Below are 26,635 nucleotides of genomic sequence, written 5' to 3'. Positions count from 1 at the left end.
TGTATATTAAAAAGCTTAACTAATAAGGCAATCTGATAGATTGATTTTTTTATTCCATTTTAATTTTTTCAATTCTGGTTCACTATAAAATTCTTTTGTATATCCAAAGCATAAGTATGCAATAAATTTAAACTCGTTTTTGTTCATATCAAATATTTTATTTATTTTTTTTGGTTTTAAAATGGATACCCAACCCATACCAATATTTAAAACACGAGCAGTTAACCACATATTTAAAATTGCACATACAACAGAATATTCTCCTGTTCTTTTCATATAAGTTTGTCCTAAAATATCATTTTTACTTTTTTTATAATAAACTGCAATATTAATGTTTGATTCTTTTATTCCTTCAAGTTTTAAAGAAGAGTATACAGGTTTATCAAGAAACTTTTTTTTACTTTTATCAAAAGATTTTTTAAAGTGCTTATAAACTAAATCTCGTTTTTCATCATTAACAATAATAAATTGCCAAGGTTGAGAATAACCAACAGAAGGTGCATTTAAAGCAGATTGTAAAATGATATCAAGTTTTTTATTTGATATCTTTTTGTTAATGAAATTATTTCCCCTAACATCACGTCTAGAGACAATAATATTGGAAAGTGTCTTTAAATCTTTTTTATTAAATTTCATTTATATAGAAAAATCATGTAAATCTTTGAATAGAAATGCTTCAACAATTTCATCTATACTTTTTTGAGTTGGAGCAACTAATGCAATAATTCCTTCATCCATAAATGGCCATACATACTCTAAATCATTGATAACAACAACAGCATCAATTAAAACTGTAATATCTTCACGTCTATCAAAAAATTCAACCTTTACGATTTTACCTTCATCTAAAGTTATAAAAGCCCATGCTTTATTTTCTTCTATTGATGAAATGATACACTCATCTCTATTTTTCATATCTACTGGAATTAATATAGTCATTTTTTCTCTTTTAATAAATTTTATTTATAATATATTTGATTTTACAATCTTTTATCTTAAGAAATATACTCTTTTTTATACCATAAAGAAAATATAAAAAGAGAATAAAGATGTTGCTTAAATTTATTAGAACGTGATAATTCATAGATATGAAGTATATAATCATCATTGAATAAATTTGTACTTTTATTAACTTCAAGTATAACTTCAAGAATATGATTTTTATACTCTTTATTTAACCACTCATTAAATGGAGAATTAAAACCTTTTTTAGTCCTATTTATAATTTCATTTGGAATATATTTAGAAGCTATTTTCTTTAATAAATATTTATTTGTATCTCCAATTTTTATTTTTGATTCAACACTAAACATATAATTTACTAAATTAAAGTCTAAAAATGGCGTTCTAACTTCTAATGAGTTTCCCATAGAGATTCTATCAACTTTCGATAATAATGCCTCTCCTAACCAAATCTTTAAATCTATATAACTCATCCAGTCAACAGGATCTTGTTTTGAGGTTTCATTCTTAAATGTTGGAACTTTTTTAAATAATCTTTTTCTTTGAATATCAGTATATATTTCTCCAAATGAGTTATAAAGATTTTGCTTTTTTACTATTCTTCGTAAGTATTCACTCTCTTTAGTATTATTTTGTAATGCTCCTATAATATCATTTAAAAATATATTTTGTTCATATGATAATGATTTTTCAAACTCGTAATATTTTAAAAACTTTGCATAGTTGTCATAACCTAAAAATATCTCATCACTTCCTTCCCCTGAAAGAACAGTTTTAATTCCACTTTGATGTATTTTTTTTGTTAAAATATTTAAAGGAATTGCAGCACTATCTCCATGTGGTTCTTCTAAAAATTCTAAAGTCTCTTCAAAGTGATTTATATACTCTTTTTGATTTATAGATACAGGATTATGATTTGAGCCTATATGAGATGCTGTAATTTGTGCGTAAGATAATTCACAATAGTTTTTATGTTCATCATAACCAATACTAAAAGTATTTATCTTCTTTCCTGATATTCTTGTATAAAGTGCAGATATTAACGAACTATCAATTCCACCACTCAATAGTGAAGCAACTTCAACGTCACTATTAAGTCTATACTCAACACTTTTAAATAAAAGCTCTTCTATATCATTTAAAGCTTGTTTTTCGTCCTTAATGGCTTTATAGGTGTTTATCTTATAATATTTCTTTTTTTGAAGCTCACAGGGCTTATTTGGCTCATATATCATATATGTTGCAGCTTCAAGTTTAAAAATCTCCTGATAGAAAGTATCTTCGCCATAAGAGACAAAATATTGCATATATTTTGAAACAGCAACTTTATTTAAAGATGGTTTATAATCAAGTAGATTTAATATTGACTTGATTGAAGAAGAAAATATAAACTTCTTATCCTTAAAATAGTAGAAAAATGGCTTTTTACCATATCTATCTCTTGCACAGAAATATCTATCCTTTTTTATATCATAAAGACAAAAAGAGAACATTCCATTTAGTTTATTTAAAAATTCAAATTCATATTTTTGGTAAAGTCTAATCAATACTTCACTATCACTTTTAGTTTTACACTCTAAATGTTCCACGTGAATCAATTCTTTATAATTATAAATTTCTCCATTAAAAACAAGTAATATATCATCAAAAATCATAGGCTGATTTGCTTCTTCATTTAAATCAATAATAGCAAGTCTTGTATGTCCAAATTGCTTATTATCAATAATATGAGATTTATGAAAATCAGGACCTCTATTATTTAATAGTTCTAATGATTTATCAAATTCATTTGAAATAAAATTTGTACCTATTATTCCACACATACTTACCTACTTAATAAAATATTTAATAACTTCAATATTAAAATAAAGAAGTAAAGCAAACAATGCAGTTGAAACTAAAACTGAAGCTGCAACATTAAATGGTTTACAGTTATATAATGCAGCCAAATTAACATTATTTACAGCTAGAGGAACCATTAGTTCCATAATCAAAATTGATGCAACATAAGAATTAAGATCTGTAAAATATAATACAAATACTAATCCAACAACAGGTAGTAAAACATGCTTAACAAAAGAAATTTGTATTGATAACGGCCAAGGAATAGTTTTGATTTTCACACTAAATAAGTACATTCCAAAAATAAGTAATTGAATAACCATTGAAGTATATGCACCCATTTCTAATGCTGTATAAATATGTTTATTTATACTTATTCCTTGATAATTAACAAAAAGTGCAAGTAAAGCAAACCAAATTGCAGGAATCTTTGAAATTGATTTAATAGCATCTTTTAATAAAAACTGCTCTCTTGCAAAAAAATATACAGAAAAAGTATAGATAAAGATAATATTTGCAATGTTTATAATACTAGTGTAAGGAACAGATTCAATACCAAAAATAGCAATTCCAAGAGGAATCCCAAGATTTCCAGTATTACCAATAAGTGAAGTTGCTAAATAAATAGATTGTTCATTTCTTTCTTTAAATAGTTTTTTATTAATTAAAAGTAGGAAAACTATACAAATAAGAATAATAGATAAATAAGCAATAGGAGAAGCAATTAATTCATAATTAATTGGAGTTTTTGTTAATCCCCAAAAAATTAAAATTGGTTGAAAGAAATATAAAGAAATTAAGACAAGAGTTTTTTCATCAAGTTGATTTGTAAAGATTTTTTTTGCAGTAAATCCTAGTAAAATAAAAAAGTAAACAGGTAAAACAGCAAATACAGCTTCCAAAGAAAATCCCTAGTAAAATTTTTAAAAGGGATTCTACCATTAAAGAGATAAATAAAAGATGATTAGTATAAGTAGAATTTCTACTTATACAGCCATAATTCCTTTTATCATAAAGAAAATAGCAGCAGCTAAAATTGAAGCAGCAGGAACTGTAATAATCCACGCAGCAATAATTTTTTTAACTGCATCTCTTTTTACATATTTTGTTCTTTTTGCATCTTTTACATCTTTTCTATCTTGTTTAACTAAATCTTCTCTGTCATCAATATTTTTAATAAGCTCAACAATTCTTACATAATTACTTTTTGATTTATCAACAATAAGTTCAAGATTTCTTAACTCTTCATTCATAGATTCTAATTCTTTTTTATGCTTCTTAAATTTCTTTCTTGTTTCTTGTAAAAATCTTTTTTCATTAGCATCCAAAAATTCTCTTAAAAATCCAACCCCAAAAACTCCACCAACTGCAATATGAGTAGATGAAACAGGAAGACCCAATTGACTTGCAAGTATCACAGTAAATGAGGCAGCCATTGCAATAGAATATGCTCTCATTTGATCAAGTTCTGTAATCTCAGACCCTACTGTTTTTATCAATTTAGGACCATATAACATTAATCCAATCACAATCCCAAAAGCACCAACTGCCATAACCCAAAAAGGAATAGCAACATTTGATGCTATTTCAACATTTACTATAGCATCATTAATTGCAGCTAAGGGTCCAATTGCATTTGCAACGTCATTAGCTCCATGTGCAAATGATAATAAAGCAGCAGCAAATATCAAAGGAATATTAAATAAAGTGTTTACAGATAATCTATTATTTTCTAATTTTTCTGCAGCTTTAAATATTAAAGGTTTAACAATAATATATACAATCACACCAATAATTAAACCTATAAGTGTAGCCGTAATAAAATCAACTTTAATTATTTGTTTAATACCTTTTAAAATAATGTAAGTAGAAAATATCCAAGACATTAAAGCAATTAATAAAGGAACAAATTTCTTTGAAGCTTCAATTTTATCTTCTTTAAAAACTATTTGTTTTTTAATAAAAAATAAAAATGCTGCTGCTATAATTCCACCCATTAGTGGAGAAATAACCCATGATGCAACAATCTGAGTTACTTTATCCCAATCTACTATTGAAAATCCAGCTGCTGCAATACCCGCACCCATAACTCCACCTACAATAGAGTGTGTAGTTGAAACTGGAGCACCAATTGACGTGGCAAAATTTAACCAAAGGGCTGCTGATAATAAAGCAGCAGACATAGCCCAAATAAATATTTGAGGATCTGAAATTAATGCTGGATTTATTATTCCATCTTTAATAGTTTTAACAACATCTCCACCAGCTATAAAAGCCCCTAAAGATTCAAAAATAGCTGCAATTATAATTGCACCTGTTAATGTTAATGCCTTAGATCCAACAGCTGGACCAACATTATTAGCAACATCATTTGCACCAATATTCATAGCCATATATGCACCAAAAACTGCACCGATAACTAAAAACGTATTATTGGGAAGATTACCATGTGAAGCATATGACCAAAGAAGAACTACTACCATAAAAAGTAGTGCTAAAGAGAGTTTTGCAAAACCAGGTAATGTCTTATCCCTAGCCTTATCAATTCTGTTAATTGTTTTAATATCCAAATTGTACCTTTTGTAACTATTTTGTAATTTAAGTAGGTTAGTATTATAGTGGATATTTCCTTATCAAAGCTTTAAGTTAGCTTAATACAATTATAGTTAATCCCTATATTTTATATAGGTTTAACAATATTTAGAAAATAAAATTGAGTTTTTTAGAAGTACAAGGAAAGAATTGTTTCTATTTTAATAAAAAAAGAGAATTAATCTCTTTTTCTACTTCTGTCACCACTTGGTCTTGAAGGTCTATCTCCTCTTGGAGCTCTATCACCACTTGGTCTTGATCCTCTATCACCACTTGGTCTTGATCCTCTGTCACCACTTGGTCTTGGAGCTCTATCACTACTTGGTCTGTCACCTCTTGGTGCTCTATCTCTATCTCCACTTCTAGGTCCTCTGTCTGGTCTATCACCTCTTGGCGCTCTATCTCTATCACCGCTTGGTCTATCACCTCTTGAGTTTCTATCTCTAGAATTACCACCTCTTGAGTTACCACCTCTTGAGCCAAATCTTCCACCTCTTGAGCCTCTATCTCCTCTACCTTCACCTTCATATCTGCTCGCATTTTCAACAAGTCTTTTAATATCAGATTCTGATTTTCCAATATTATTATTTCCTTGAACGAATGTAGATGCAGAAATCATTGAAGCTAATTTAAATGCAATTGTAGAAATATCAAACTCTTCTTTTAGTTCTTCAACTAATGTTAAAGCATAATCTTGAATTTCTTGTTCACTAATTTGATTTTTTAATTCAGCAACTTTTTTTAATTTAACTGAATCAATATCAGGAATAGCTTTTCCTTCTAATTTTGTACCGATATTTTTTTCAATTTTTTGTAACATTCTAAACTCATGTGGAGTTACAATAGAAACAGCAACACCTTCTTTCCCAGCTCTCCCTGTTCTTCCAATTCTATGTACATAAGACTCAGAATCAAATGGTAAATGGTAATTAAATACATGAGAAACATCATTTACATCAAGTCCACGTGCCGCAACATCTGTTGCAATTAAAATTTCTAATTTAGAAGTTTTAAACGCTCTAATTGCTTCTTCTCTTTGTCTTTGCTCCATATCACCATGAAGACCCTTAGCCATAAATCCTTGAGATACCATAAATGTTGATAATCTATCAACTTCTTTTTTTGTGCGACAAAAAATAATAGATTTAGTAGGATTTTTATAATCGTATAATCTGATTAATGCATCATCTCTTTCTCTTTCATCAACAACGTAAAAAGTTTGAGTGATTTTTGAATTTGTAACATCTTTTTTAGTTAAAGTTATAAATTCTGGCTCTTCTAAAATTGTTTTAGCAAGATTTTTTATAGCAACTGGCATAGTTGCAGAAAATAATAAAGTTTGTCTCTCAGTTGGTAAGAAGGTAAAAATTTCTTTAATATCATCTAAAAATCCCATATCAAGCATTTCATCTGCTTCATCAAGAATTACATAATCAGGCTTAATATCAATTTTCCCACCTCTTAGAAGATCTAAAAATCTTCCTGGAGTTGCAACGATAATACCTGCATTCTCAATTAATTTTATTTGTCTAGCATATGCTTGTCCACCGTATACAGTAGCTGTATTAATACCTAAAAACCTACCAAATCTGTATAATTCATCTGATACTTGCATTGCAAGTTCTCTTGTTGGAACAATAACAACAGCTTCTACACCACTATTACCCTTCATTTTATTTAATATAGGAAGTCCGAATGCAGCAGTTTTACCAGTTCCTGTGTGTGCTTGACCAACAATATCTTTACCATCTAAAACAAATGGAATCGCTTGTTCTTGTATTGGACTTGGTTCTTTAAACCCTGCTTCATCTATTGCTTTTTGCAATAATTCTTTAAAATTAAATTCGTTAAAAGTCATTCTTTTACCTTTGTATGTATTTATTAAAATATACACACGGCTATATGTTAGATTTAATCTCCCCATAAATGTACAATTAAAACGCAATTTGAGTCTTGCAAGTAAGTCAGTTTAATGAAAATGAATCTTTGATTAGTTTATCAAAGTAAAATGGGTATATAAATGTGTATAATTTGGCGGATTATATCTAGTTTTAGATAAATTTAAGCTTTAAGAAATAGGAGCAAAGCTCCTCTTCCTATAAATCTTCTAGTTTTTTGTAGTTTTCTAAGTATTTTGTATCATAGTCATTTGAAATGAAATCTTCATTTTCCATCATTTTTTGATGGAATGGAATTGTTGTTCTAATTCCTTCAACTTCAAACTCTTTTAAAGCTCTTTTCATAATATTAATAGCTTTATTTCTATCTCTTCCCCAAACAATTAGTTTACCAATCATTGAGTCATAATAAGGAGGTACAACATATCCTGCATACACATGAGAATCAACCCTTACGTTTCTACCACCTGGAACCATCCATTGAGTCACTTTTCCTGGACTTGGTAAAAATGAGTTTGGATCTTCAGCTGTTATTCTACACTCAATTGCATGACCTCTAAATTTAATAGATTCTTGTGGAGGAACTTTTTCACCTTCAGCAACTTTAATCATTAATTCAACAATATCAATACCAGAAACCATTTCAGAAACTGGATGTTCAACTTGAAGTCTTGTATTCATTTCCATAAAGTAAATGTTTTGTTTATCATCAGCTAAAAATTCGAAAGTACCAGCACCTTCATACTTTAGATATTTTGTTGCTTTTACAGCAACTTCATGAAGATTAGCTCTTGTTTCATCGTTTAATAAAATTGCAGGCGATTCTTCAATAACTTTTTGATGTCTTCTTTGAAGTGAACAATCTCTCTCCCCTATATGAATAGCATTACCATGAGAATCTCCAACAACTTGAACTTCAATATGTCTTGGATTATTGATAAATCTTTCTAAGTACATTGTTCCATCACCAAACGCAGCAAGTGCCTCACTAGATGCTGCTGTAAACAGTTGATCAAACTTATCTTCATTTTCAATAAGTCTCATACCTCTACCACCACCACCAGCAGATGCTTTTGCCATAATAGGATATCCAATTTCAGCAGCTACTTTTCTACCTTCAGCTACAGAATGTACAGCACCTTTTGAACCTGGAACTACAGGAACTCCAGCTTTTATCATCTCATCTTTTGCTTTAGACTTATCAGCCATTTTTTCCATTACTTCAACAGAAGGTCCAATAAATTTAATATTGTGTAGTTGACAAATTTCTACAAAGTCTTGATTTTCAGATAAAAATCCATAACCTGGGAAAATTGCATCACATCCTGTCATTTCAGCAGCTGTAATAATAGCTGGGATGTTTAAGTATGACTCAGATGATTTAGCACCACCAATACATACAGCTTCATCTGCATGTTTTAAGTAAGAAGCATTTTTATCTCCAGCACTATAAACAACAACTGATTTTTTACCCATTTCTCTAATAGTTCTAATAGCACGTTGAACAATTTCACCTCTATTAGCTATTAAAATTTTTTTAATTTCTGCCATAGATTACTCTTATAACTTTTCAACAACAAAAAGAGGCATGTCATATTCAACAGGTGCACCATCTTTAACAAGAATTTCTACAATTTTGCAATCAAATTCAGCTTCAACTTCATTCATAATTTTCATAGCTTCTAAAATACAAAGAGTTTGACCTTTTTTAACTGTTGAACCAACTGTAACAAATGCAGGTGATTCAGGTGATGGAGATGAATAATATGTCCCAACCATTGGTGAATTAATAGTTTCACCAGATACTACACTTGTAGCTGCTTCAATAACAGGAGCAGATATAGCAGGAGTAGCGCTAACTGTTGATACTTGAGCAACAGGAGCAGATGTAGTAACTGTAGTTACACCACTTTCAAAACCTCTTTGCATAGAAATTTCAAATTCACCCTCTTTAACCTTTAATTTGTTAAGTTCACTCTTATCAAATACTCTTATTAATTCTCTGATTTCTTTAAAATCCATACTTAGCCTTTTTCATTTAGTAAAATTTTTTCTCATAATAGCACATTTTTTCTAATAAATATATTTTTGAAGAATTAATTAAGTTTTATTTAAGACTGAAAAGTAAAATGAAAATGTTATCTATAAAAAATCTTTCGCTATAATTTAGAAAAGTTTTGTTAGGAAAAAAATGTTAAATGATCAAAGTTTTATAAATATTGCAAAAGAAATAGCATTAGCTTCAAAATGTGTTTCAAAACAAGTGGGTGCTGTTATTGTAAAAGATGGAAGAATCCTTTCAACGGGTTACAATGGAACGCCAGCTGGTTACAAAAATTGTAGTGACCACTGGGAAGGAAACTATACTAAAGATCATCATGATTGGTCAAAAACTTATGAAATTCACGCAGAAATGAACGCAATTATTTGGGCTGCGAGAAAAGGCATTTCTATTGAAGGTGCTACAATTTATGTAACCCTTGAACCTTGTAGTGAATGTTCTAAAAATGTCATTGCAAGTGGTATAGTAAGAATTGTTTATGAAAAAGCCTACGAACATACAAACTCTGAAATTATCTCAAAATTTATAAAAGACAATAATGTTCAAATTGAGCAAATAAAAAATACTTAATAAGTTATATGGCTCAAAAAGACAATACTGAATTTTATAATAAATCCATAAGAAAATATGGAATAAGTGCTCAAGGAGTACAATGGAATTCAGATTTTTCCCAATACAAAAGATTTGAAATCCTAACTAACTTTATAAAAAAAGATATTAAAAATTCTTCAATAATAGACGCAGGTTGTGGTTTTGGTGAATATTACAATTATTTGTTCGATAATAATTTAAAACCTAAATCATATTTAGGAATTGATTGTGAAGAGCAGATGATAAATCTTGCATCAAAAAGATTTCTAAATACGTCATTTAAAAAACAAAATATTTTAAAAGATTCCTTAGATTTTGCAGACTATTATATTTGTAGTGGAGCCATGAATATACTAGAAGAAAATGAAGTTTTTATTTTCATCAAAAATTGTTTTCATCATTCAAAAAAAGCTTTTGTTTTTAATTTCTTAAAAAATGATTCCTTAACAAAAGTTAATAAAGAACAAGTAATAAACTACTGCTTAAAATTAACAAATAAAATTCAAATAAAAGAATTTTATCTTAGTAACGATTTTTCCATCTATCTAGAAAAATAAAATTATCATATATTTCTCATATTTTAAATATAAAATTAGTCTAAACAAACATAAGGAATAAAAATGAAAATAGGCTTATTTGTACCATGTTTTATGAATGAACTATATCCTGACATTTGCAAGGCAACATACCAAGTACTTAAAAAACAAGGCTTAAAGATTGAATATCCACTAAGCCAAACATGTTGTGGTCAGCCAATGGCAAATTCAGGTTGTTCAAAAGATATAAAAAATTTAGCAATAAATTTTGTAAATACATTTAAAGAGTTTGATTACATAGTAGCTCCTAGTGGTTCTTGTGTATCAATGGTTAAAGAGCACTATAATGAATTTTTTAATAATGATAAAGATTATAATAAAGTAAAAGCTTCTATCTATGAAGTATGCGAATTTTTACATGATATTATAAAAATAGAAAATCTAAATTTAAATATTTCATTTCCCTATAAAGTAGGTCTACATAACTCTTGTCATGGACATAGAGTTTTAAAATTAGGAACGGCTAGTGAGCTTAATGTTCCATATAATTCAAAACTTGAGAATCTTTTAAATACAGTTAATGATATAAAATTAGTTGAATTAAAAAGAAAAGATGAATGTTGTGGATTTGGTGGTACATTTAGTGTTGCTGAAGAAGATTTATCAGTTGCTATGGGGAAAGATAGAATTAAAGATCATTTAGATTCAGATGCACAAATAATGACAGGAGCTGATATGTCATGCTTAATGCATATGGATGGATTAATAAATAGGAACAACTATCCTATAAAAGTAATGCACATTGTAGAAATTCTAGCAGGAGTTAAACCATGAGTACTAACCATAATCACGCAGACAATGCAAAAGTATTTGTAGCTAATGATGAAAGAATGCATTGGCATGATCAAGCTCTTTGGTTTGTAAGAGAAAAAAGGGATAGAGCAAGTAAATCAATCCCTGAATGGGAACAATTAAGAGAATTTGCCAGTCAAATAAAAAGCCATACTATGGCAAATCTAGATAAATACTTACTTGAGTTTGAAAAGAATGCAAAAGCAAAAGGAATCATAGTTCACTTTGCTATTGATGCAAAAGAGCATAATGAAATAGCATATAGACTTTTAAAAGAAAAGAATGTAACAAAATTAGTTAAATCAAAATCAATGTTAACAGAAGAATGCCATTTAAATCCTTATTTAGAAGAAAGAGGAATAGAAGTAATTGATACAGATTTAGGAGAGAGAATTGTTCAATTAAGAAATGAACCACCTTCTCATATAGTTCTTCCAGCTATTCATCTAAAAAAAATGGATGTATCTGACACATTTCATAAGTATTTAGGAACTGAAAAAGGAAATGATGATCCAACTTATTTAACAAGAGCAGCTAGAGCTAGTTTAAGGGAAGATTTTTTAACAGCACAAGCAGGACTTACAGGTGTAAACTTTGCAATAGCTCAAACAGGAGGAGTTGTTGTTTGTACCAATGAAGGAAATGCAGATATGGGAGCTAGTGTTCCAAAGTTACATATTGCTTCAATGGGTATTGAAAAAATTATTCCAAGACTAGAAGATTTAAGTGTATTTACAAGATTACTAGCACGTAGTGCAACTGGTCAGCCAATTACATCTTATACTTCACATTTTCATGCTCCTATTGAAGGTGGAGAAATGCATGTAATTATTGTTGATAACAACAGATCACAATTCTTAGCATCACAAAAAAATAAAAAAGCATTAAATTGTATTAGATGTGGAGCTTGTATGAATACATGTCCAGTTTATAGAAGAAGTGGTGGTCACTCTTATGAATATGTAATCCCAGGACCAATTGGTTCAATTTTGGGTGCTAAAAAAGAACCAGAAAAGCACAATTCATTACCATTTGCATGTACTTTATGTGGTTCTTGTACAAATGTATGTCCAGTAAAAATTGATTTAGATTCGCAACTCTATAGTTTAAGACAAGATTTAGCAGAAGCTAATTTAATAGATTCTAAGAAAAAGATGGCCATGAAGGTAACCGCTTGGTTAATGGGAAAACCTGCATTATTTGAACTTGCAGGGAAAGTTGCTAGAAAAGTTGTTCCTAAACTTCCACAATCATTGGTTTATAATAAAGGAAATATTTGGGGAAGACAAAGAGATTTACCAAAAATGCCAGAAAAAAGTTTTAAAGAAATGTTCATATCAGGAGAATTAGATGACTAGTAAAGAACTAATACTTAAAAATATAAAAGAAAATAATATAGTTAAAGATGTTCCTCTTCCATCATATGATAACTTTGGAATAAAATTTGAAAATAAATTTCAAACTTTTTCAACTATGCTTGAAAGTGTTGGTGGGAAAGCTTTAGTTATAGATAAAAAAGATTTAGATAAAACTATAAAAGATTTATATCCTGATGAAAAACAAATAGCTTCTAATGTTGATTTTTGTACCATTGGAAATTTTGATGCTAATTCACAAGACGATGTTCACACTTTAAAAGACATTGATTTAGCAGTTGTAAAAGGTAACTTTGCAGTTGCTGAAAATGGTGCTATTTGGATGAAAGATGAAGATAATAGACATAGAGCATTATATTTTATAGCACAAAATATTGTTATTGTAATTGAGGAAAAAGAGATTTTAAATAATATGCATGAAGCTTATCAAAAATTAAATTTTGACAATAGTGGATATGGTGCGTTTATTTCAGGTCCATCAAAAACAGCTGATATTGAACAATCACTAGTTATTGGTGCCCATGGACCAAAATCAGGTTATGTAATTTTTACAAAATCTTGATATAATTGCTAAATAGGGGATATTAATGAAATTTTTTTTACTATTTAGCATACTTATTTGTAATCTTCTTTTTGCTAACTCTGGCAAAGAAGTATTACTTTTACACTCTTATCATAAAGGATATGCTTGGTCAGATGATATATCAAAAGCTATTGAAAAATCTTTTTCTAATTATAAAAAAGAAGAAATAGAGCTGACAACAGTTTATATGGATACTAAAAGAATAGACAATGCTGCATATTTAAATTCTCTTGCAAAACTTTACAAACAGCAATTTGAAGGAAGAAATTTTGATTTAATACTTGTAAGTGATAACACAGCTTTCGATTTTATGATTAAATATCATGATTATTTATTTAAAAATACTCCCGTTTTATTTTGTGGAATAAACAATTTTGACAAAGCATTATTAGATGAAAATAGTATGAAAAACTATATGTCAGGAGTCGCAGAAGATGTTGATTTAGAAAAGAATTTTGAACTTATATCAAAATTACATCCAAAATTGAAAAATCTTTTAATAATAAACGACACATCAATAACTGGATATGCTGTAAAAAGAGACTTACGACCAATAATTGAGAAATATAAAAATAGATTTAATATAGAATATACAGATGACTTAGAAATAAATAATTTAAAACAGAAAGTTTCAAATTTAGATAAAGAAAATAGTGTAATTCTTTTTGTACTTTTATTTAAAGATACTACAGGAAAATATTTTACTTATAAACAAAGTTTTGCTCAAGTAAAAGAAGCAAGTCAAGTTCCAATTTATGGCTTATGGGATTTTTATTTAAATAATGGAATAGTAGGTGGACTTTTAACATCTGCAAACTCCCAAGGAGAAGCTATTTCAAAAATGGCTATTGATATTTTTAATGGAAAAAAAATATCAAATATTCCAATTATTGAAAAATCACCAAATGTTTATATGTTTGATTATAAAGAATTAGTTAAATTTAATATTGATATTTCTCCATATATAAGTAATCCTGTAATAATAAATGAACCAGTAACAGTATATAAAGAACATTCAAAACTTTTTATTTTTGCAGCATTAATAATCTTTACACTAAGTACAATTGTAATTATATTAAGGGCAAATATTCAAAGAAGAGAAAAACTAGAGCAGGAATTATCTAATAGAATAGAGTTTGATAAAGTTTTACTAGATACTATTCCAAATCCAATATACTACAAAAATATTGATGGTAAGTTTTTAGGTTGTAATATTAGTTTTGCATCATTAGTAAGTAGTAGTCGAGATGAAATAATTGGTAAAACGGCCTTTGATTTTTTTCCATTTAAAGTTGCACATGCAAATACACAAATAGACCAAGAACTTCTTACAACATTTGCAACAAGTACTTCAGAATTTACCTTTCATACCCCATCTAATGAAATGAAACATATAATTTTAAATAAAGCTGTGTATAAAAATATAGATGGAACGGTTGGTGGAATTGTTTGTATTATGGATGATATAACAGAAAGAGTTCAACAAAAACAATTTTTAATTCAACAAAGTAAATTAGCAGAAATGGGTGATATGATTGCTGCAATCGCACATCAATGGAATGAACCATTAATTGAGCTTTCAGCTCTTGTTCAAGATATACAAACATCATATCTATTAAATGAATTAAAAGATATGGAAGTTAATGATTTTGTTAATGACTCAATGATACAAATAAAATATATGTCAAAGACTTTAAGTGATTTTAGAAATTTCTTGAAACCTTCAACAAAGAAAAAATTATTTTCAATATCAAAAGCGCTAGGTGAAATAAATGAAATAATCGGGAAACAAGTTTTTTATTCAAATATAGAAATGAACTTCAATTATAAAAATAAAAATGAAGAATTACTTGTTTATGGATATGAAAATGAATTTAAACAAGTTTTACTAAATCTAATAAATAATGCAAAAAATAAAATCGTTGAAAAAAATATTGATATTACAAAAAAAGCACAAATAAATATCAATATAGAGAGATCAACAAATTACAATATTATTGAAATAATTGATGATGGTGGAGCTATTGATGAAAAAATCATAAATTCAATATTTGATCCATATTTTACTACAAAAGAATCAGGTACAGGATTTGGTCTTTACATGGCAAAAGTAATTATTGAAGATAAAATGAGAGGTATTATAACAGTAAGAAATGACAATAATAATGTTATTTTTACTATAAAACTTCCTCATAAAAAGGTACAAAAATGAAAATCCTATTATTAGAAGATAACCAAAAATTAAATGAAACAATAAGTAAACGATTAAAGATGAAAGGCTACAATATTTTAGCTTTTACAGATGGTGCATTAGCATTTGAAGCTGTATCAGATGGGTTTTCATGTTTTATATTAGATATAAATGTTCCAAATATTGATGGAATAAAAATTCTTAAGAAAATAAGAGAATATTATCCCTCTTTACCTGTTATTATAATAAGCGCAAGTGTTGAACTTGATGTAATAAAACAGGCTTATGACTTAGGATGTAATGATTTTCTGAAAAAACCTTTTTTTATTGATGAGTTAGAAATTAAAATAGAAAAACTATGTAAAATACAGAATGATAAAATATATTTTGATGAAAATTACTATTTTGATTTTAAATCAGCTGTGATAAAAATTGATGAAAAAGAACTTAGATTAACAAAAAAAGAAAAACTTTTAATGAATCTTTTTTTAACCAAAAAAAATCAAGTTATCTCATATGAATCAATAGAAAGTTATGTATGGGAAGGAAACTTTGCATCTTTAGAATCAATCAGAAGCCTTATTAGACGTTTAAGAAAAATACTAGTTAAAGATTATATTCAAACTGTAGTTGCTACAGGATATATTTTTAAAGTTACTTAAGAATTATGTTTTACTAAGAAAAATATCATATAATTATCATTTCTAGCAGTTAGAATTAAACAATAACAAATCTAAGGAGAATGAAATGTTAAAAACTACTACAAAACTACTTGTTACAACTGCATTAATTGCAGGAATCACTACAACAGCATCAGCTGCTGATAAAGTTAAATGGAAATTAGCTACAACTTGGGGTGCAACATTAACTCCATTTATTGATGCTCCAACAAATATGGCAAATTTAGTTGAAACTATGTCTGATGGTAAATTTACTATTAGAGTTGATGATGCAAATAAGCATAAAGCAGCACTTGGTATTTTAGATATGGTTAAAGGTGGTCAATATGATATGGGTCACTCTGCATCATATTACTGGAAAGGTAAAGACATTGATACTTTACCATTTACAACAATGCCATTTGGTATGACTACACCTGAACAATATGCATGGTTCTACTATGGTGGAGGAATGGATTTAATGAAAAAAGCATATGCTAAGCATAATGTTTTAGCATTCCCTGGTGGAAATACAGGAAATCAAATGGGTGGATGGTTTAGAAAAGAGATCAACACTGTTGCTGATTTACAAGGTCTAAAAATGAGAATTCCTGGATTTGCTGGTGAAGTTATGGCAAAATTAGGTTTATCAGTTACAAATATCGCTCCAGGTGAATTATATACTTCAATTGAAAGAGGTACTATTGATGCACTTGAATGGGTTGGCCCTGGAATGGATTTAAGTATGGGATTCCATAAAATTGCACCTTACTATTACACAGGTTGGCATGAACCAGCAACTGAATTACAATTTATAGTAAATGAAAAATCTTTTAACAAACTATCAAAAGATTATCAACAAATTTTATTAACAGCAATGAGAGTATCTGCTTATGATATGTATATTCAAAACTACCATATGAGTAGTGAAGCATGGGCAACTATGTTAAGCGAATACCCAAATATCAAAGTTAAAACTTTCCCAAAAGAAGTTATGGATGCTATGAAAAAAGCTAATACAGAATTATTAGAAGAGGTTAAAAAAGAATCTCCTATAGTTAAAGAAGTATTAGAATCTCAAGAAGCTTATCAAAAGAAAGCAAGAAAATGGACAGAAATGTCTGATTACTTATACTTAAAAGACAATTTATAAAAAACTCTAACTCTCTTCTCAAGAGAGTTAGCTACAAAATAAAAATAGATATAATAAGTTTAATAAATGTATAAACTATTTTATATTTATTTAACTTATCTAAAATTTCAAAAGGATTATTATGCTGTTAAAACTGGAAAAAGGTTTTGATAAATTTGCTGATGCAATTGGTTATTTTACTGCATTTGTAATGGTACTTATGATTTTAAATGTAACTTATGATGTTGTTATGAGATACTTTTTTAATACAGGTAGTATTGCAATGCAAGAACTAGAATGGCACTTATTTTCTGTTATTATACTATTAGGTATAGCATATACACTAAAAGAAGATGGTCATGTTAGAGTAGATTTAATTTATGATACTTTAACAAATAAAAAGAAAGCAAAAATAAATATGATTGGTTCAATTGTATTTATCCTTCCTGTTGCACTTTTAATTGGAATTGAATCAATACCTTATGTAATTGAATCATTTGCTTCTAATGAAAAAAGTGGAGATCCAGGTGGTCTTGAATATAGATGGATTGTAAAATCTTTGATTCCATTATCATTTTTCTTGCTTGTAGTTACGGCAATTGGATTTTTTATAAAAAATTTAAATGTATACAAAGGCTTACATGACTCAAGTGAATACAATCTAAAAGGTGAAATTGAGAATTTAAAAAATGAATTAAATCAACATAAACATCATGTAGTTGATATGGATGGTAAAGGAGAAAACAAATGATTGGTATAATTATGTTTTTTGCTTCATTAGTAATGCTACTTTTTGGTTTTCCAGTAGCGTTTACTTTTGCAGCTGTATCATTACTATTTGGTGTAATCGCTGGAATTGTTGAAATTGGTTTTGATGATGGAATAATGAGTGGTTTACTTGAAGGAGTTGAAGAAGGTCTTTCAATGTTTGACTTTATGCCATATAGAATTATGTCAATAATGCAAAATACTATTTTAATGGCTATCCCAATGTTTATTTTTATGGGTATTGTTTTACAAAAAACAGGACTTGCAGAAAAACTATTAGAATCAATGGGTTTCTTATTTGGAGAAATTAGAGGTGGAGTTGCTATTTCTACTGTTTTAGTTGGAACTTTATTAGCCGCTTCTACAGGAGTTGTTGGTGCTTCAGTTGTGGCAATGGGTGTTATCTCTCTTCCTGTTATGATGAAGTATAAATATAATACACCACTAGCTTGTGGAACAATTTGTGCTTCTGGAACACTAGGGCAAATTATTCCTCCTTCAATTGTATTAATTATCTTAGGAGATGTATTTAGAGTTCCTGTTGGAGATCTATTTGCAGCTGCTGTTTGGCCTGGATTATTTTTAGTTGCAGCGTACATATTATTTATATTAATAGTTTCTTATGTTAAAAAAGACATGGCACCTGCTATTCCAAAAGATCCAGAACGTGGTTCAAAAATGAAACAAGTCGTTAGAGCATTTATGGATATAATCCCTTCATTAACACTAATTTTATTCGTATTAGGATCAATTTTTGCAGGAATTGCAACACCTACTGAATCATCTGCTATTGGATCAATTGGAGCTGTATTATTAGCAATTGCTTATAAAACATTCTCAACTGATATGGTTAAAGAAGCTGCTTTTGAATCTGTAAAAGTAACTTCGATGGTATTTGGTATTTTAATTGGTGCAACAGCTTTCTCAATGGTATTTACATACACAGGTGGAGATGAATTAGTTGAGCACTTTATGATGAATTTGCCTGGTGATGAGAAGATAGCATTTATTTTATTTACAATGTTAGCAATATTTATTTTAGGATTTTTTATTGATTTTGTTGAAATTTCATATATTATTGTTCCTATTCTAGCTCCAATTGCTATGAATCTAGATATAAATCCTGTTTGGTTTGCTATACTAATAGCTATGAATTTACAAACATCATTTTTAACTCCACCATTTGGATTTGCACTATTTTATCTAAAAGGTGTAGTTGAAAACAGTGTTAGAACAATAGAAATATATAAAGGTGTTTTACCGTTTATTTTAATTCAAGTAATAGTTTTACTTATACTTGTATTTTTCCCAGAAATATTTGGAATTAATTCAAGTATGTAAACAATAAGTAAAAGGCTTGTGCCTTTTACTTCCATTTAAATAAGAAGCAAAAATGAAAAATAAAGACTTTTTAAAATTACTCTCAAATATCATTTTTAAAATAAAAGATAAAATGTTCGCTTTTATCTATGACTCGCAACAAAGAATCTACACAGTACCACGCCTAGAGTGATAAAACTTTTTTTCTTATAAACAAAAATATATATTAAAAAAAGGGTAAATAATGTTAGAAGCAAAATATCAAGATTTTTATGATCAAATAATACATAAAATTCCAAAAGAAAAAATTTTTACGGACAAGCTACATACTTTAGCTTATGGAACAGATGCATCTTTTTATAGATTAATTCCAAAAATTGTAATTAAAACTGACAATGCAAAAGAAGTTCAAGATATTATTGAGTTATCAAACTCAATGAATTTAAGTATTACTTTTAGAGCAGGGGGAACTTCGCTTTCAGGACAAGCTATTAGTGATTCAATTCTAATAATAACTTCAAGAAATTTTTCAAACTTTAAGATTGCTCCTGATGTTAGCTATATTTCTTTAGAGCCTGCACTTACAGGGGCTCAAGTAAATGGATTGCTTGCACGTTATTCAAAAAAGATAGGTCCAGATCCAGCTAGTATAAATGCAGCTATGATTGGGGGAATTGCCGCTAATAATGCATCAGGTATGTGTTGTGGTATTTCACAAAATTCATATAAAACTTTAAAATCAATGAAATTAATATTTGGTGATGGAACAAAACTTGATACTTCATGTCAAAAAAGTAAAGATTCATTTAGAAAAACTCATGGTGATTTCTTAAAAGACTTGAAAAGCTTTTCAGATGAAACAAAAAACAATGAAGAATTAAGAGCAAAAATTGAGAGAAAATTTAAAATAAAAAATACATGTGGTTACTCTTTAAATGCACTTATTGATTTTGATGATGAATTTGAGATATTAGAACATTTAATTATTGGGAGTGAAGGTACATTAGCGTTTATAGAGGAAATCACTTATTATACAGTTGAAGATTTAAAAGATAAGGCTAGTACTCTAATTTATTTTAAAGATATAAAAGAAGCATGTTCTGCTGTAACAAAATTAAAGTTAGCAAAAGAAGCAAAAACAATCAATGTTGAAGCTGTTGAATTAATGGATAGGGCAGGACTAGCAAGTATCGAGAATGATCCAGCAATGCCTTCATATATAAAAGATTTTGATAAGAATGTAACTGCACTTTTAATTGAAACAAGAGCAGTAAGTGATGAACTACTTGATATTCAAATTACACAAATTGAAGAATTATTAAAAGAATTCTCAGTTGTTAGAGAAATATACTTTACAAAAGATGTGGCGGAATATACACTATATTGGAAAATTAGAAAAGGTTTATTCCCTGCTGTTGGAGCAGTAAGAGAAACTGGAACAACTGTAATAATCGAAGATGTTGCTTATCCAATTGAGTGTTTAGCAGATGCTACACTTGAACTTCAAGATTTATTTAAAAAGCATGGTTACAGTGAAGCTTTAATTTTTGGTCATGCCCTTGAAGGAAACTTCCACTTTGTATTTACACAAGATTTCTCAGATGCAAAAGAAGTTAAGAGATACGATGATTTTATGAATGATGTTGTTCATAGTGTTGCTGTTAAATATCAAGGAAGCTTAAAAGCAGAGCATGGAACAGGTAGAAATATGGCTGCATTTATAGAAGTTGAATGGGGTTATGATGCTTATATAATGATGAAAAAGATCAAAAGTTTATTTGATCCTAAAGGATTATTAAATCCAGGTGTTATAATAAATGATGATGCTCAAGCTCATTTAAAAAACTTAAAAACACTTCCTGCAACAAATGAAATAGTTGATAAATGTATAGAATGTGGTTTTTGTGAACCAACTTGTCCATCAAATGAACTATCTTTAACACCAAGGCAAAGAATTGTTGTAAATAGAGAAATTTCAAGACTTGAAAGTATAGGTGAACATAAAGAAGCAAAAGAATACAAAGATTTATATCAATATGATGGAATAGAAACTTGTGCAACATGTAGTTTATGTTCATCTGCTTGTCCTGTTAAAATAGATACAGGAAATTTAACAAAACATCTTAGAGCTGAACAACTATCAAATACTGGAAAATCAATTGCAAACTTTGTTGCTAATAATTTCTCAACAACATTAAAAGGAGTAAGATTTGGCCTTCATAGTGCAAACTTTATTCATAAAGTTTTAGGAACACCTAGTATGGAAAGTGTTACTAAAACATTTAGAGAATTAAGTAAAAATACTCTTCCTAAATGGAGTATTACTATGCCTAAAGCTACAAGTATTAATATTAATTTTGAACAAAAAGTTAGTGATAAAAAAGTTGTTTATTTCCCTTCTTGTATTACAAGAAGTATGGGATTAGATGATGCATCAAAAGAAGAAAAACAATTATTTGAGCTAACAGTAGAATTACTTCAAAAAGCTGGTTACCAAATTTTATTCCCACAAAATCTTCCAAATTTATGTTGTGGTATGCCATTTTCATCAAAAGGCTTTAATGATGCTGCACATACAAAATCTTCTCAATTAGAAGATGCACTCTTACATGTGAGTGAATTTGGTGAATATCCAATTTTATGTGATACAAGTCCATGTACTAAAAAAATGCTTGAAAGCTTTTCACATAAATTAAATATTTATGAACCAATTGAATTTGCTTTAGAATTTTTAACAAAAGAGTTAGAATTTACAGCAATTGATGAACCAATTACAATTCATACAACTTGTAGTTCAAGAAAGATGGGATTAGAAGATAAGTTTAATACCTTAGCTAAACTTTGTTCAACAAATGTAATTGTTCCAGCAGATGTAAAATGCTGTGGTTTTGCAGGGGATAGAGGGTTTAATTTCCCTGAATTAAATAAATCAGCTCTTAGACATTTAAAAGAGCAAACAAGTGGTGCTAAAATGGCATTTTCTACCTCTAAAACTTGTGAAATTGGATTAAGTGATGAATCAGGACTTGATTATAATTCTATTTTCTATCTAGTTAATAAAGTGACTAAATCTAAAAATTTATAATCTTTTTTCAATCAAAACAGATATTTACTATTTTTTTGGTAAAATATCTGTTTTATGAAAGAGGGAATAATAATGTACAAACTTTTTTTATCACTACTTGTGAGTTCAGGAATATCATTCGCTGCAATGGTAAACGGTATAGCAATAATTGTAAACGATCAACCAATAACTCTTTATGATATAGATAAAACTATGTCAGTAAATAATATCAGCAAAAACGATGCTGTAAGTTACTTAATTGATAAAATTCTTTATGATCAATTAGTTGAAGAAAATAACATAACAGCAGATGTTTTCGATATTAATGATTATACTGAGAAACTTGCTAATTCAAATGGCATGGATGTTTACACATTCAAATCAGTAATCAAACAAAAATATCCAGATTATGCAGTTTTTGAAAATGAAGCAAAAAATGCTGTAATTAGACAGAAACTTGTTCAAAAAATAGTAAAAGGTCAATTAACAGTTGCAACAGAAGAGGATATGAATCTTTATTATGAAAAAAATAAAAACCAATTCTTATCAGCTAGTAGTTATGATGTAGTTCAATATGCATCTAAAGATAAAGCAGCTTTAATTAGTACAATAAAAAATCCATTAGTTATATCTCCTGAAGTTACAAGAGAACCTCTTAAATTATCAATAGATAAACTACAAGGTCAAATGCAGTTTTTATTAAATGAGACAAAAGTAAATACATTTACTCCTATATTTACTGCTAATAAACAATATATAGCATTATTTATAGTAAAAAAAGAGGGTTCAGCACCACTTTCTTATGAAAGTGTTAAAGCAAAAATCTTTAATGATATTATGAGTACAAGAGAAAAAAAATATTTAAAAGATCACTTTGAGAAACAAAAACTTACAGCTGATATTAAAATAGTTAGATAAAGGGAATAGAAAATATGTTTGAAGTAATTATAGGGTTAGAAGTACATACACAATTAAATACAAATAGTAAACTTTTTTGCTCTTGTGCAACAAGTTTTGGTGAGCAACCAAATACAAATGTATGTCCAACTTGCTTAGGATTACCAGGAGCACTTCCTGTTTTAAATAAAGAAGCTGTTCATAAAGCAATTATGCTTGGAACTGCATTAAAAGCAAAAATAAATCAAAAATCTGTATTTAATAGAAAAAATTACTTCTATCCAGATTTACCATCAGGTTACCAAATTTCACAATTTGAAGTTCCAGTTGTTGGTCTTGGTGAATTAGTTATTGATTTTCCAGATGGTAGACAAAAAACTATTGGAGTGACAAGAGCTCATTTGGAAAATGATGCAGGGAAAAGTATCCATGCAGGAGCGGTTTCTCATGTAGATTTAAATAGAGCAGGAACTCCACTTTTAGAAATTGTTTCAGAACCAGATATGAGAAGTGCAGAAGAAGCTCTTTTATATCTTAAAAAATTACACTCTATAGTAAGATATTTAGGTATTAGTGATGCGAACATGCAAGAGGGTTCATTTAGAGCTGATGTTAACGTATCAATCAGACCAAAAGGTGATACTAATCTTTATACTAGATGTGAAATCAAAAACATGAATTCATTTAAATTTATTGAGAAAGCTATTGCTTATGAAGTAAATAGACACATTGAAGCTTGGGAAGATGGAGTTCACTCAAAAGAAATTGTTCAAGAAACAAGATTATTTGATCCAAATACAGGTGAAACTAGATCAATGAGAGGAAAAGAAGATGCTGCTGATTACAGATATTTCCCAGATCCAGATCTTTTACCTGTAATTATCACAGATGAAATGCTTGCAAAATATTCAGTTATTCCAGAGCTTCCAGATGAAAAAAAGGAAAGATTTGTAAAAGAATTTGGACTTAAAGAATATGATGCCTCTGTAATTACTGCTTCTTTAGAAATGGCTAAATATTTTGATGAAATGATGGCTCAAGGAATTAGTGCTAAAAATGCAGTTACTTGGTTAACAGTTGAATTATTAGCAAGATTAAAAGAGGGCGCAGGAGTTGAAGACTCTCCAGTAAAGGCAGAAACGCTAGCAACTATTGTAAAAAGAATAGAAGATGATACAATTTCTGGAAAAGCGGCTAAAGAAGTTCTTGATTATTTATTTGAAAATGAATCAAAAGATGTTGATGCAGCTATTGAAAAACTAGGACTTAAGCAAGTATCTGATGATGGAGCACTATTAGCAATTATTGATGCTATATTAGCTGCAAATGCTGATAAAGTTGCAGAATATAAAGCAGGAAAAGAAAAACTAATGGGATTCTTTGTTGGTCAAACAATGAAAGAATCAAAAGGTACAGCTAATCCTGCCAAAGTTAATGATTTATTAAAACAAAGATTATCATAAATGAAAGAAAATTCTATTGCAGTAATTGGTGCTGGAAAATGGGGAAGTGCTCTTCATTTTGCACTTAGTCAAAAGCAAGAAGTATATATTGCATCAAGAACACCTCGTGATGTAAAAAACTTTGTTGATTTGCAAACTGCATTGGAATGTGAATATTTAGTAATTGCAATACCTGCTCAAGAAATAAGAGCTTGGTTAAAACAAAACTTTATTTTTAATGGACAAAAAGTATTAGTAGCTTCAAAAGGTATTGAAGCCAATAGTGGTGAATTTTTAAATGAAATTTATGCTCCTTTTATTCCAGATAAAAATATTGGGTTTATTTCAGGACCTTCCTTTGCAGCGGAAGTTATAAAAGGCCTTCCTTGTGCTTTAGTTATTAATTCAAGTTCAAAAAAACTATATAAAGAATTTGAACCTTTTTTCCCAAATTTTATTAAGACTTATTATAGTTCTGATGTAATAGGTGCAGAAGTTGCAGGAGCTTATAAAAATGTATTGGCAATTGCAAGTGGAATTTGTGAAGGTTTAAATCTTGGGAAAAATGCACAAGCTTCTTTAATAGCTCGTGGTTTAGTAGAAATGCAAAGATTTGGAAAAGTTTTTAAAGCTAAAAAATCATCATTTTTAGGACTTAGTGGGGCGGGTGATCTTTTTTTAACAGCGAATTCTACAATGAGTAGAAATTTTAGAGTAGGGCTTGGCTTAGCACAAAATAAAAAATTAGAAGATATTTTAGAAGAACTAGGAGAAGTAGCAGAAGGTGTAAAAACAGCAATTGCTATTCAGAATCTTTCTAGAAAATATCAAATATATACTCCCATTGCAAATGAAGTAAATCTTGTACTTCTAGGGAAAAATCCCAAAGATAGTCTTAAAGATTTACTTAAAAGTTAAATTATAAATTTATGAATAAATTTATAATTTTTGCTTCTTTTTTTGTAGTTACTTCCTTACATATTTTACTTTTTCTTTATTATAGAAACGCTCAAATAATCACATCATTAGCAAAGAAAAGTACTCCTAGTATTCAATTTCAATTAACAAAAGTAAATGAAATGGAAGAACGAATTGAAAAACCTATTATTAAAGAAAAGACTAAAGAGATTAAAAAAGAAGAACTAATTAAACCAGTAGAGATAAAGAAACCAATAAAAACTGAAAAAAAAGAAAGTCCAAAAAAAATTGAAAAAGTACAAGTGAAAGAAGAGATTAAAGAACTGATTCAAGAAATTTCTGAAAATATAGAAAAGAATGAAGAGATAAGAAAACCAATTCAAACAGAACAAAGTACTCAAGAAACTCTAAAACCCACTCCTAAAATTGATTATCAAGAAAATATACTTATAGACAAATATGCTTCTAAATTAAGAGAAAAAATAAACAAAAATAAAAATTATCCAAACATGTCAAAAAAATTAAATGAACAAGGAACAGTAATAATAAGCTTTAGAGTACTCAAATCAGGAGAATTCATAAATATCAAAGTCTTATCCTCAAGTAGTAAAGAAAGACTTGATAAGGCTGCTTTAAATGCTTTATATGATACAAAAGAGTTTGAAGTATTTGATAAAGAAATAAATAAAGAGTATTTAGATTTTAATCTACCCTTAGAATTTAAATTAAACTAGATAGATTTAGATAAAATACCTTATGCAAACAATCACCTTAGTTAACTTACTTTATTCATTAATACCTTTGTTAATAGTTGGATATTTTTATAATAAATGGGCAAACAATAGTACTGAAATATTATATTCAACCATTAGAAGAGACTGTTAAATATTCCGTGTCAAAGTAATTCTGATAGGAGAAATCCTATCACACCTTAGCTTAATTGGCTGCC

23 protein-coding genes are annotated in these 26,635 nt (G+C 28.5%); 15 read left to right on the top strand and 8 right to left on the bottom strand.

Going from position 1 to position 26,635, the window contains the following annotated elements; genetic code table 11:
- Nucleotides 1-15: 15 nt before the first annotated feature.
- The 8 genes from bluB to accB form a co-directional block, all read right to left on the bottom strand.
- Nucleotides 16-636 carry a 5,6-dimethylbenzimidazole synthase gene (gene bluB / locus ABVS04_RS01090; protein WP_368028809.1) on the bottom strand — a complete coding sequence of 207 codons (621 nt, stop codon included), beginning with the start codon at nt 634-636 and terminating at the stop codon, nt 16-18.
- Complete coding sequence (locus ABVS04_RS01085) at nt 637-939, bottom strand: hypothetical protein (RefSeq protein WP_368028808.1); 303 nt, start codon at nt 937-939, stop codon at nt 637-639.
- A 56-nt stretch (nt 940-995) separates the two neighbouring features.
- Entirely contained in the window at nt 996-2,786 is a 1,791-nt protein-coding gene (gene asnB, locus ABVS04_RS01080) for an asparagine synthase (glutamine-hydrolyzing) (RefSeq protein ID WP_368028807.1), read from the bottom strand.
- Between the two features lie 6 nt (nt 2,787-2,792).
- Nucleotides 2,793-3,707, bottom strand: coding sequence for an AEC family transporter (locus ABVS04_RS01075; RefSeq protein WP_368028806.1), 915 nt, complete (start codon nt 3,705-3,707; stop codon nt 2,793-2,795).
- A gap of 84 nt (nt 3,708-3,791) precedes the next feature.
- Nucleotides 3,792-5,375 (bottom strand): inorganic phosphate transporter, encoded by a 1,584-nt coding sequence (locus ABVS04_RS01070; protein WP_368028805.1) that lies wholly within the window; start codon nt 5,373-5,375, stop codon nt 3,792-3,794.
- Nucleotides 5,376-5,575: 200 nt separating this feature from the next.
- A complete protein-coding gene (locus ABVS04_RS01065; protein WP_368028803.1) occupies nt 5,576-7,255 on the bottom strand; it encodes a DEAD/DEAH box helicase in 1,680 nt (559 codons plus the stop codon).
- A 238-nt stretch (nt 7,256-7,493) separates the two neighbouring features.
- A complete protein-coding gene (locus ABVS04_RS01060) occupies nt 7,494-8,846 on the bottom strand; it encodes an acetyl-CoA carboxylase biotin carboxylase subunit (RefSeq protein ID WP_368028802.1) in 1,353 nt (450 codons plus the stop codon).
- Nucleotides 8,847-8,855: 9 nt separating this feature from the next.
- On the bottom strand, nt 8,856-9,317 hold the full coding sequence (accB, locus tag ABVS04_RS01055; RefSeq protein ID WP_368028801.1) for an acetyl-CoA carboxylase biotin carboxyl carrier protein: 462 nt from the start codon (nt 9,315-9,317) through the stop codon (nt 8,856-8,858).
- A gap of 169 nt (nt 9,318-9,486) precedes the next feature.
- Here accB and ABVS04_RS01050 point away from each other — a divergent pair, with 169 nt between their 5' ends.
- The 15 genes from ABVS04_RS01050 to ABVS04_RS00980 all read left to right on the top strand — a co-directional run bounded on the left by ABVS04_RS01050 (nt 9,487) and on the right by ABVS04_RS00980 (nt 26,420).
- Nucleotides 9,487-9,927, top strand: a complete 441-nt coding sequence (locus tag ABVS04_RS01050) for a cytidine/deoxycytidylate deaminase family protein (RefSeq protein ID WP_368028800.1) — start codon at nt 9,487-9,489, stop codon at nt 9,925-9,927.
- Between the two features lie 8 nt (nt 9,928-9,935).
- Entirely contained in the window at nt 9,936-10,505 is a 570-nt protein-coding gene (locus ABVS04_RS01045) for a class I SAM-dependent methyltransferase (RefSeq protein ID WP_368028799.1), read from the top strand.
- A gap of 63 nt (nt 10,506-10,568) precedes the next feature.
- Complete coding sequence (locus tag ABVS04_RS01040; protein WP_368028798.1) at nt 10,569-11,318, top strand: (Fe-S)-binding protein; 750 nt, start codon at nt 10,569-10,571, stop codon at nt 11,316-11,318.
- Nucleotides 11,315-12,694: a lactate utilization protein B gene (locus ABVS04_RS01035; RefSeq protein ID WP_368028797.1), complete on the top strand. Its 1,380-nt coding sequence runs from the start codon at nt 11,315-11,317 to the stop codon at nt 12,692-12,694. The genes ABVS04_RS01040 and ABVS04_RS01035 overlap by 4 nt, the downstream gene beginning before the upstream one ends.
- Complete coding sequence (locus ABVS04_RS01030; RefSeq protein WP_368028796.1) at nt 12,687-13,274, top strand: lactate utilization protein C; 588 nt, start codon at nt 12,687-12,689, stop codon at nt 13,272-13,274. Before ABVS04_RS01035 ends, ABVS04_RS01030 begins: the two co-directional genes overlap by 8 nt.
- A gap of 25 nt (nt 13,275-13,299) precedes the next feature.
- Nucleotides 13,300-15,507, top strand: coding sequence for an ABC transporter substrate binding protein (locus ABVS04_RS01025; protein ID WP_368028795.1), 2,208 nt, complete (start codon nt 13,300-13,302; stop codon nt 15,505-15,507).
- Nucleotides 15,504-16,148: a response regulator transcription factor gene (locus ABVS04_RS01020; protein ID WP_368028794.1), complete on the top strand. Its 645-nt coding sequence runs from the start codon at nt 15,504-15,506 to the stop codon at nt 16,146-16,148. The genes ABVS04_RS01025 and ABVS04_RS01020 overlap by 4 nt, the downstream gene beginning before the upstream one ends.
- An 85-nt stretch (nt 16,149-16,233) precedes the next feature.
- Nucleotides 16,234-17,298, top strand: a complete 1,065-nt coding sequence (locus ABVS04_RS01015; protein WP_368028793.1) for a TRAP transporter substrate-binding protein — start codon at nt 16,234-16,236, stop codon at nt 17,296-17,298.
- 121 nt (nt 17,299-17,419) lie between these two features.
- Nucleotides 17,420-18,028, top strand: a complete 609-nt coding sequence (locus ABVS04_RS01010) for a TRAP transporter small permease subunit (protein ID WP_368028792.1) — start codon at nt 17,420-17,422, stop codon at nt 18,026-18,028.
- Nucleotides 18,025-19,386: a TRAP transporter large permease subunit gene (locus tag ABVS04_RS01005; protein WP_368028791.1), complete on the top strand. Its 1,362-nt coding sequence runs from the start codon at nt 18,025-18,027 to the stop codon at nt 19,384-19,386. The genes ABVS04_RS01010 and ABVS04_RS01005 overlap by 4 nt, the downstream gene beginning before the upstream one ends.
- A 223-nt stretch (nt 19,387-19,609) precedes the next feature.
- Nucleotides 19,610-22,450: an FAD-binding and (Fe-S)-binding domain-containing protein gene (locus tag ABVS04_RS01000; RefSeq protein ID WP_368028789.1), complete on the top strand. Its 2,841-nt coding sequence runs from the start codon at nt 19,610-19,612 to the stop codon at nt 22,448-22,450.
- A 72-nt stretch (nt 22,451-22,522) separates the two neighbouring features.
- Nucleotides 22,523-23,347, top strand: coding sequence for a peptidyl-prolyl cis-trans isomerase (locus ABVS04_RS00995; protein WP_368028788.1), 825 nt, complete (start codon nt 22,523-22,525; stop codon nt 23,345-23,347).
- A gap of 14 nt (nt 23,348-23,361) precedes the next feature.
- Nucleotides 23,362-24,789, top strand: a complete 1,428-nt coding sequence (gene gatB / locus ABVS04_RS00990) for an Asp-tRNA(Asn)/Glu-tRNA(Gln) amidotransferase subunit GatB (protein WP_368028787.1) — start codon at nt 23,362-23,364, stop codon at nt 24,787-24,789.
- A complete protein-coding gene (locus ABVS04_RS00985; RefSeq protein WP_368028786.1) occupies nt 24,790-25,686 on the top strand; it encodes an NAD(P)H-dependent glycerol-3-phosphate dehydrogenase in 897 nt (298 codons plus the stop codon).
- A gap of 11 nt (nt 25,687-25,697) precedes the next feature.
- Nucleotides 25,698-26,420, top strand: coding sequence for an energy transducer TonB (locus ABVS04_RS00980; protein ID WP_368028785.1), 723 nt, complete (start codon nt 25,698-25,700; stop codon nt 26,418-26,420).
- The last annotated feature ends 215 nt before the right edge of the window (nt 26,421-26,635 follow it).

The organism is Arcobacter sp. s6 (genome assembly GCF_040884245.1).
Classification (GTDB): domain Bacteria; phylum Campylobacterota; class Campylobacteria; order Campylobacterales; family Arcobacteraceae; genus Aliarcobacter.
This window is presented reverse-complemented; position numbering and strand designations above follow the sequence as displayed.

Coding starts and splice junctions, on each gene's coding strand:
- bluB (WP_368028809.1), bottom strand. CDS start 636: ATGAAATTTAATAAAAAAGATTTAAAGACACTTTCCAATATTATTGTC.
- ABVS04_RS01085 (WP_368028808.1), bottom strand. CDS start 939: ATGACTATATTAATTCCAGTAGATATGAAAAATAGAGATGAGTGTATC.
- asnB (WP_368028807.1), bottom strand. CDS start 2,786: ATGTGTGGAATAATAGGTACAAATTTTATTTCAAATGAATTTGATAAA.
- ABVS04_RS01065 (WP_368028803.1), bottom strand. CDS start 7,255: ATGACTTTTAACGAATTTAATTTTAAAGAATTATTGCAAAAAGCAATA.
- ABVS04_RS01060 (WP_368028802.1), bottom strand. CDS start 8,846: ATGGCAGAAATTAAAAAAATTTTAATAGCTAATAGAGGTGAAATTGTT.
- accB (WP_368028801.1), bottom strand. CDS start 9,317: ATGGATTTTAAAGAAATCAGAGAATTAATAAGAGTATTTGATAAGAGT.
- ABVS04_RS01050 (WP_368028800.1), top strand. CDS start 9,487: ATGTTAAATGATCAAAGTTTTATAAATATTGCAAAAGAAATAGCATTA.
- ABVS04_RS01045 (WP_368028799.1), top strand. CDS start 9,936: ATGGCTCAAAAAGACAATACTGAATTTTATAATAAATCCATAAGAAAA.
- ABVS04_RS01040 (WP_368028798.1), top strand. CDS start 10,569: ATGAAAATAGGCTTATTTGTACCATGTTTTATGAATGAACTATATCCT.
- ABVS04_RS01035 (WP_368028797.1), top strand. CDS start 11,315: ATGAGTACTAACCATAATCACGCAGACAATGCAAAAGTATTTGTAGCT.
- ABVS04_RS01030 (WP_368028796.1), top strand. CDS start 12,687: ATGACTAGTAAAGAACTAATACTTAAAAATATAAAAGAAAATAATATA.
- ABVS04_RS01025 (WP_368028795.1), top strand. CDS start 13,300: ATGAAATTTTTTTTACTATTTAGCATACTTATTTGTAATCTTCTTTTT.
- ABVS04_RS01020 (WP_368028794.1), top strand. CDS start 15,504: ATGAAAATCCTATTATTAGAAGATAACCAAAAATTAAATGAAACAATA.
- ABVS04_RS01015 (WP_368028793.1), top strand. CDS start 16,234: ATGTTAAAAACTACTACAAAACTACTTGTTACAACTGCATTAATTGCA.
- ABVS04_RS01010 (WP_368028792.1), top strand. CDS start 17,420: ATGCTGTTAAAACTGGAAAAAGGTTTTGATAAATTTGCTGATGCAATT.
- ABVS04_RS01005 (WP_368028791.1), top strand. CDS start 18,025: ATGATTGGTATAATTATGTTTTTTGCTTCATTAGTAATGCTACTTTTT.
- ABVS04_RS01000 (WP_368028789.1), top strand. CDS start 19,610: ATGTTAGAAGCAAAATATCAAGATTTTTATGATCAAATAATACATAAA.
- ABVS04_RS00995 (WP_368028788.1), top strand. CDS start 22,523: ATGTACAAACTTTTTTTATCACTACTTGTGAGTTCAGGAATATCATTC.
- gatB (WP_368028787.1), top strand. CDS start 23,362: ATGTTTGAAGTAATTATAGGGTTAGAAGTACATACACAATTAAATACA.
- ABVS04_RS00985 (WP_368028786.1), top strand. CDS start 24,790: ATGAAAGAAAATTCTATTGCAGTAATTGGTGCTGGAAAATGGGGAAGT.
- ABVS04_RS00980 (WP_368028785.1), top strand. CDS start 25,698: ATGAATAAATTTATAATTTTTGCTTCTTTTTTTGTAGTTACTTCCTTA.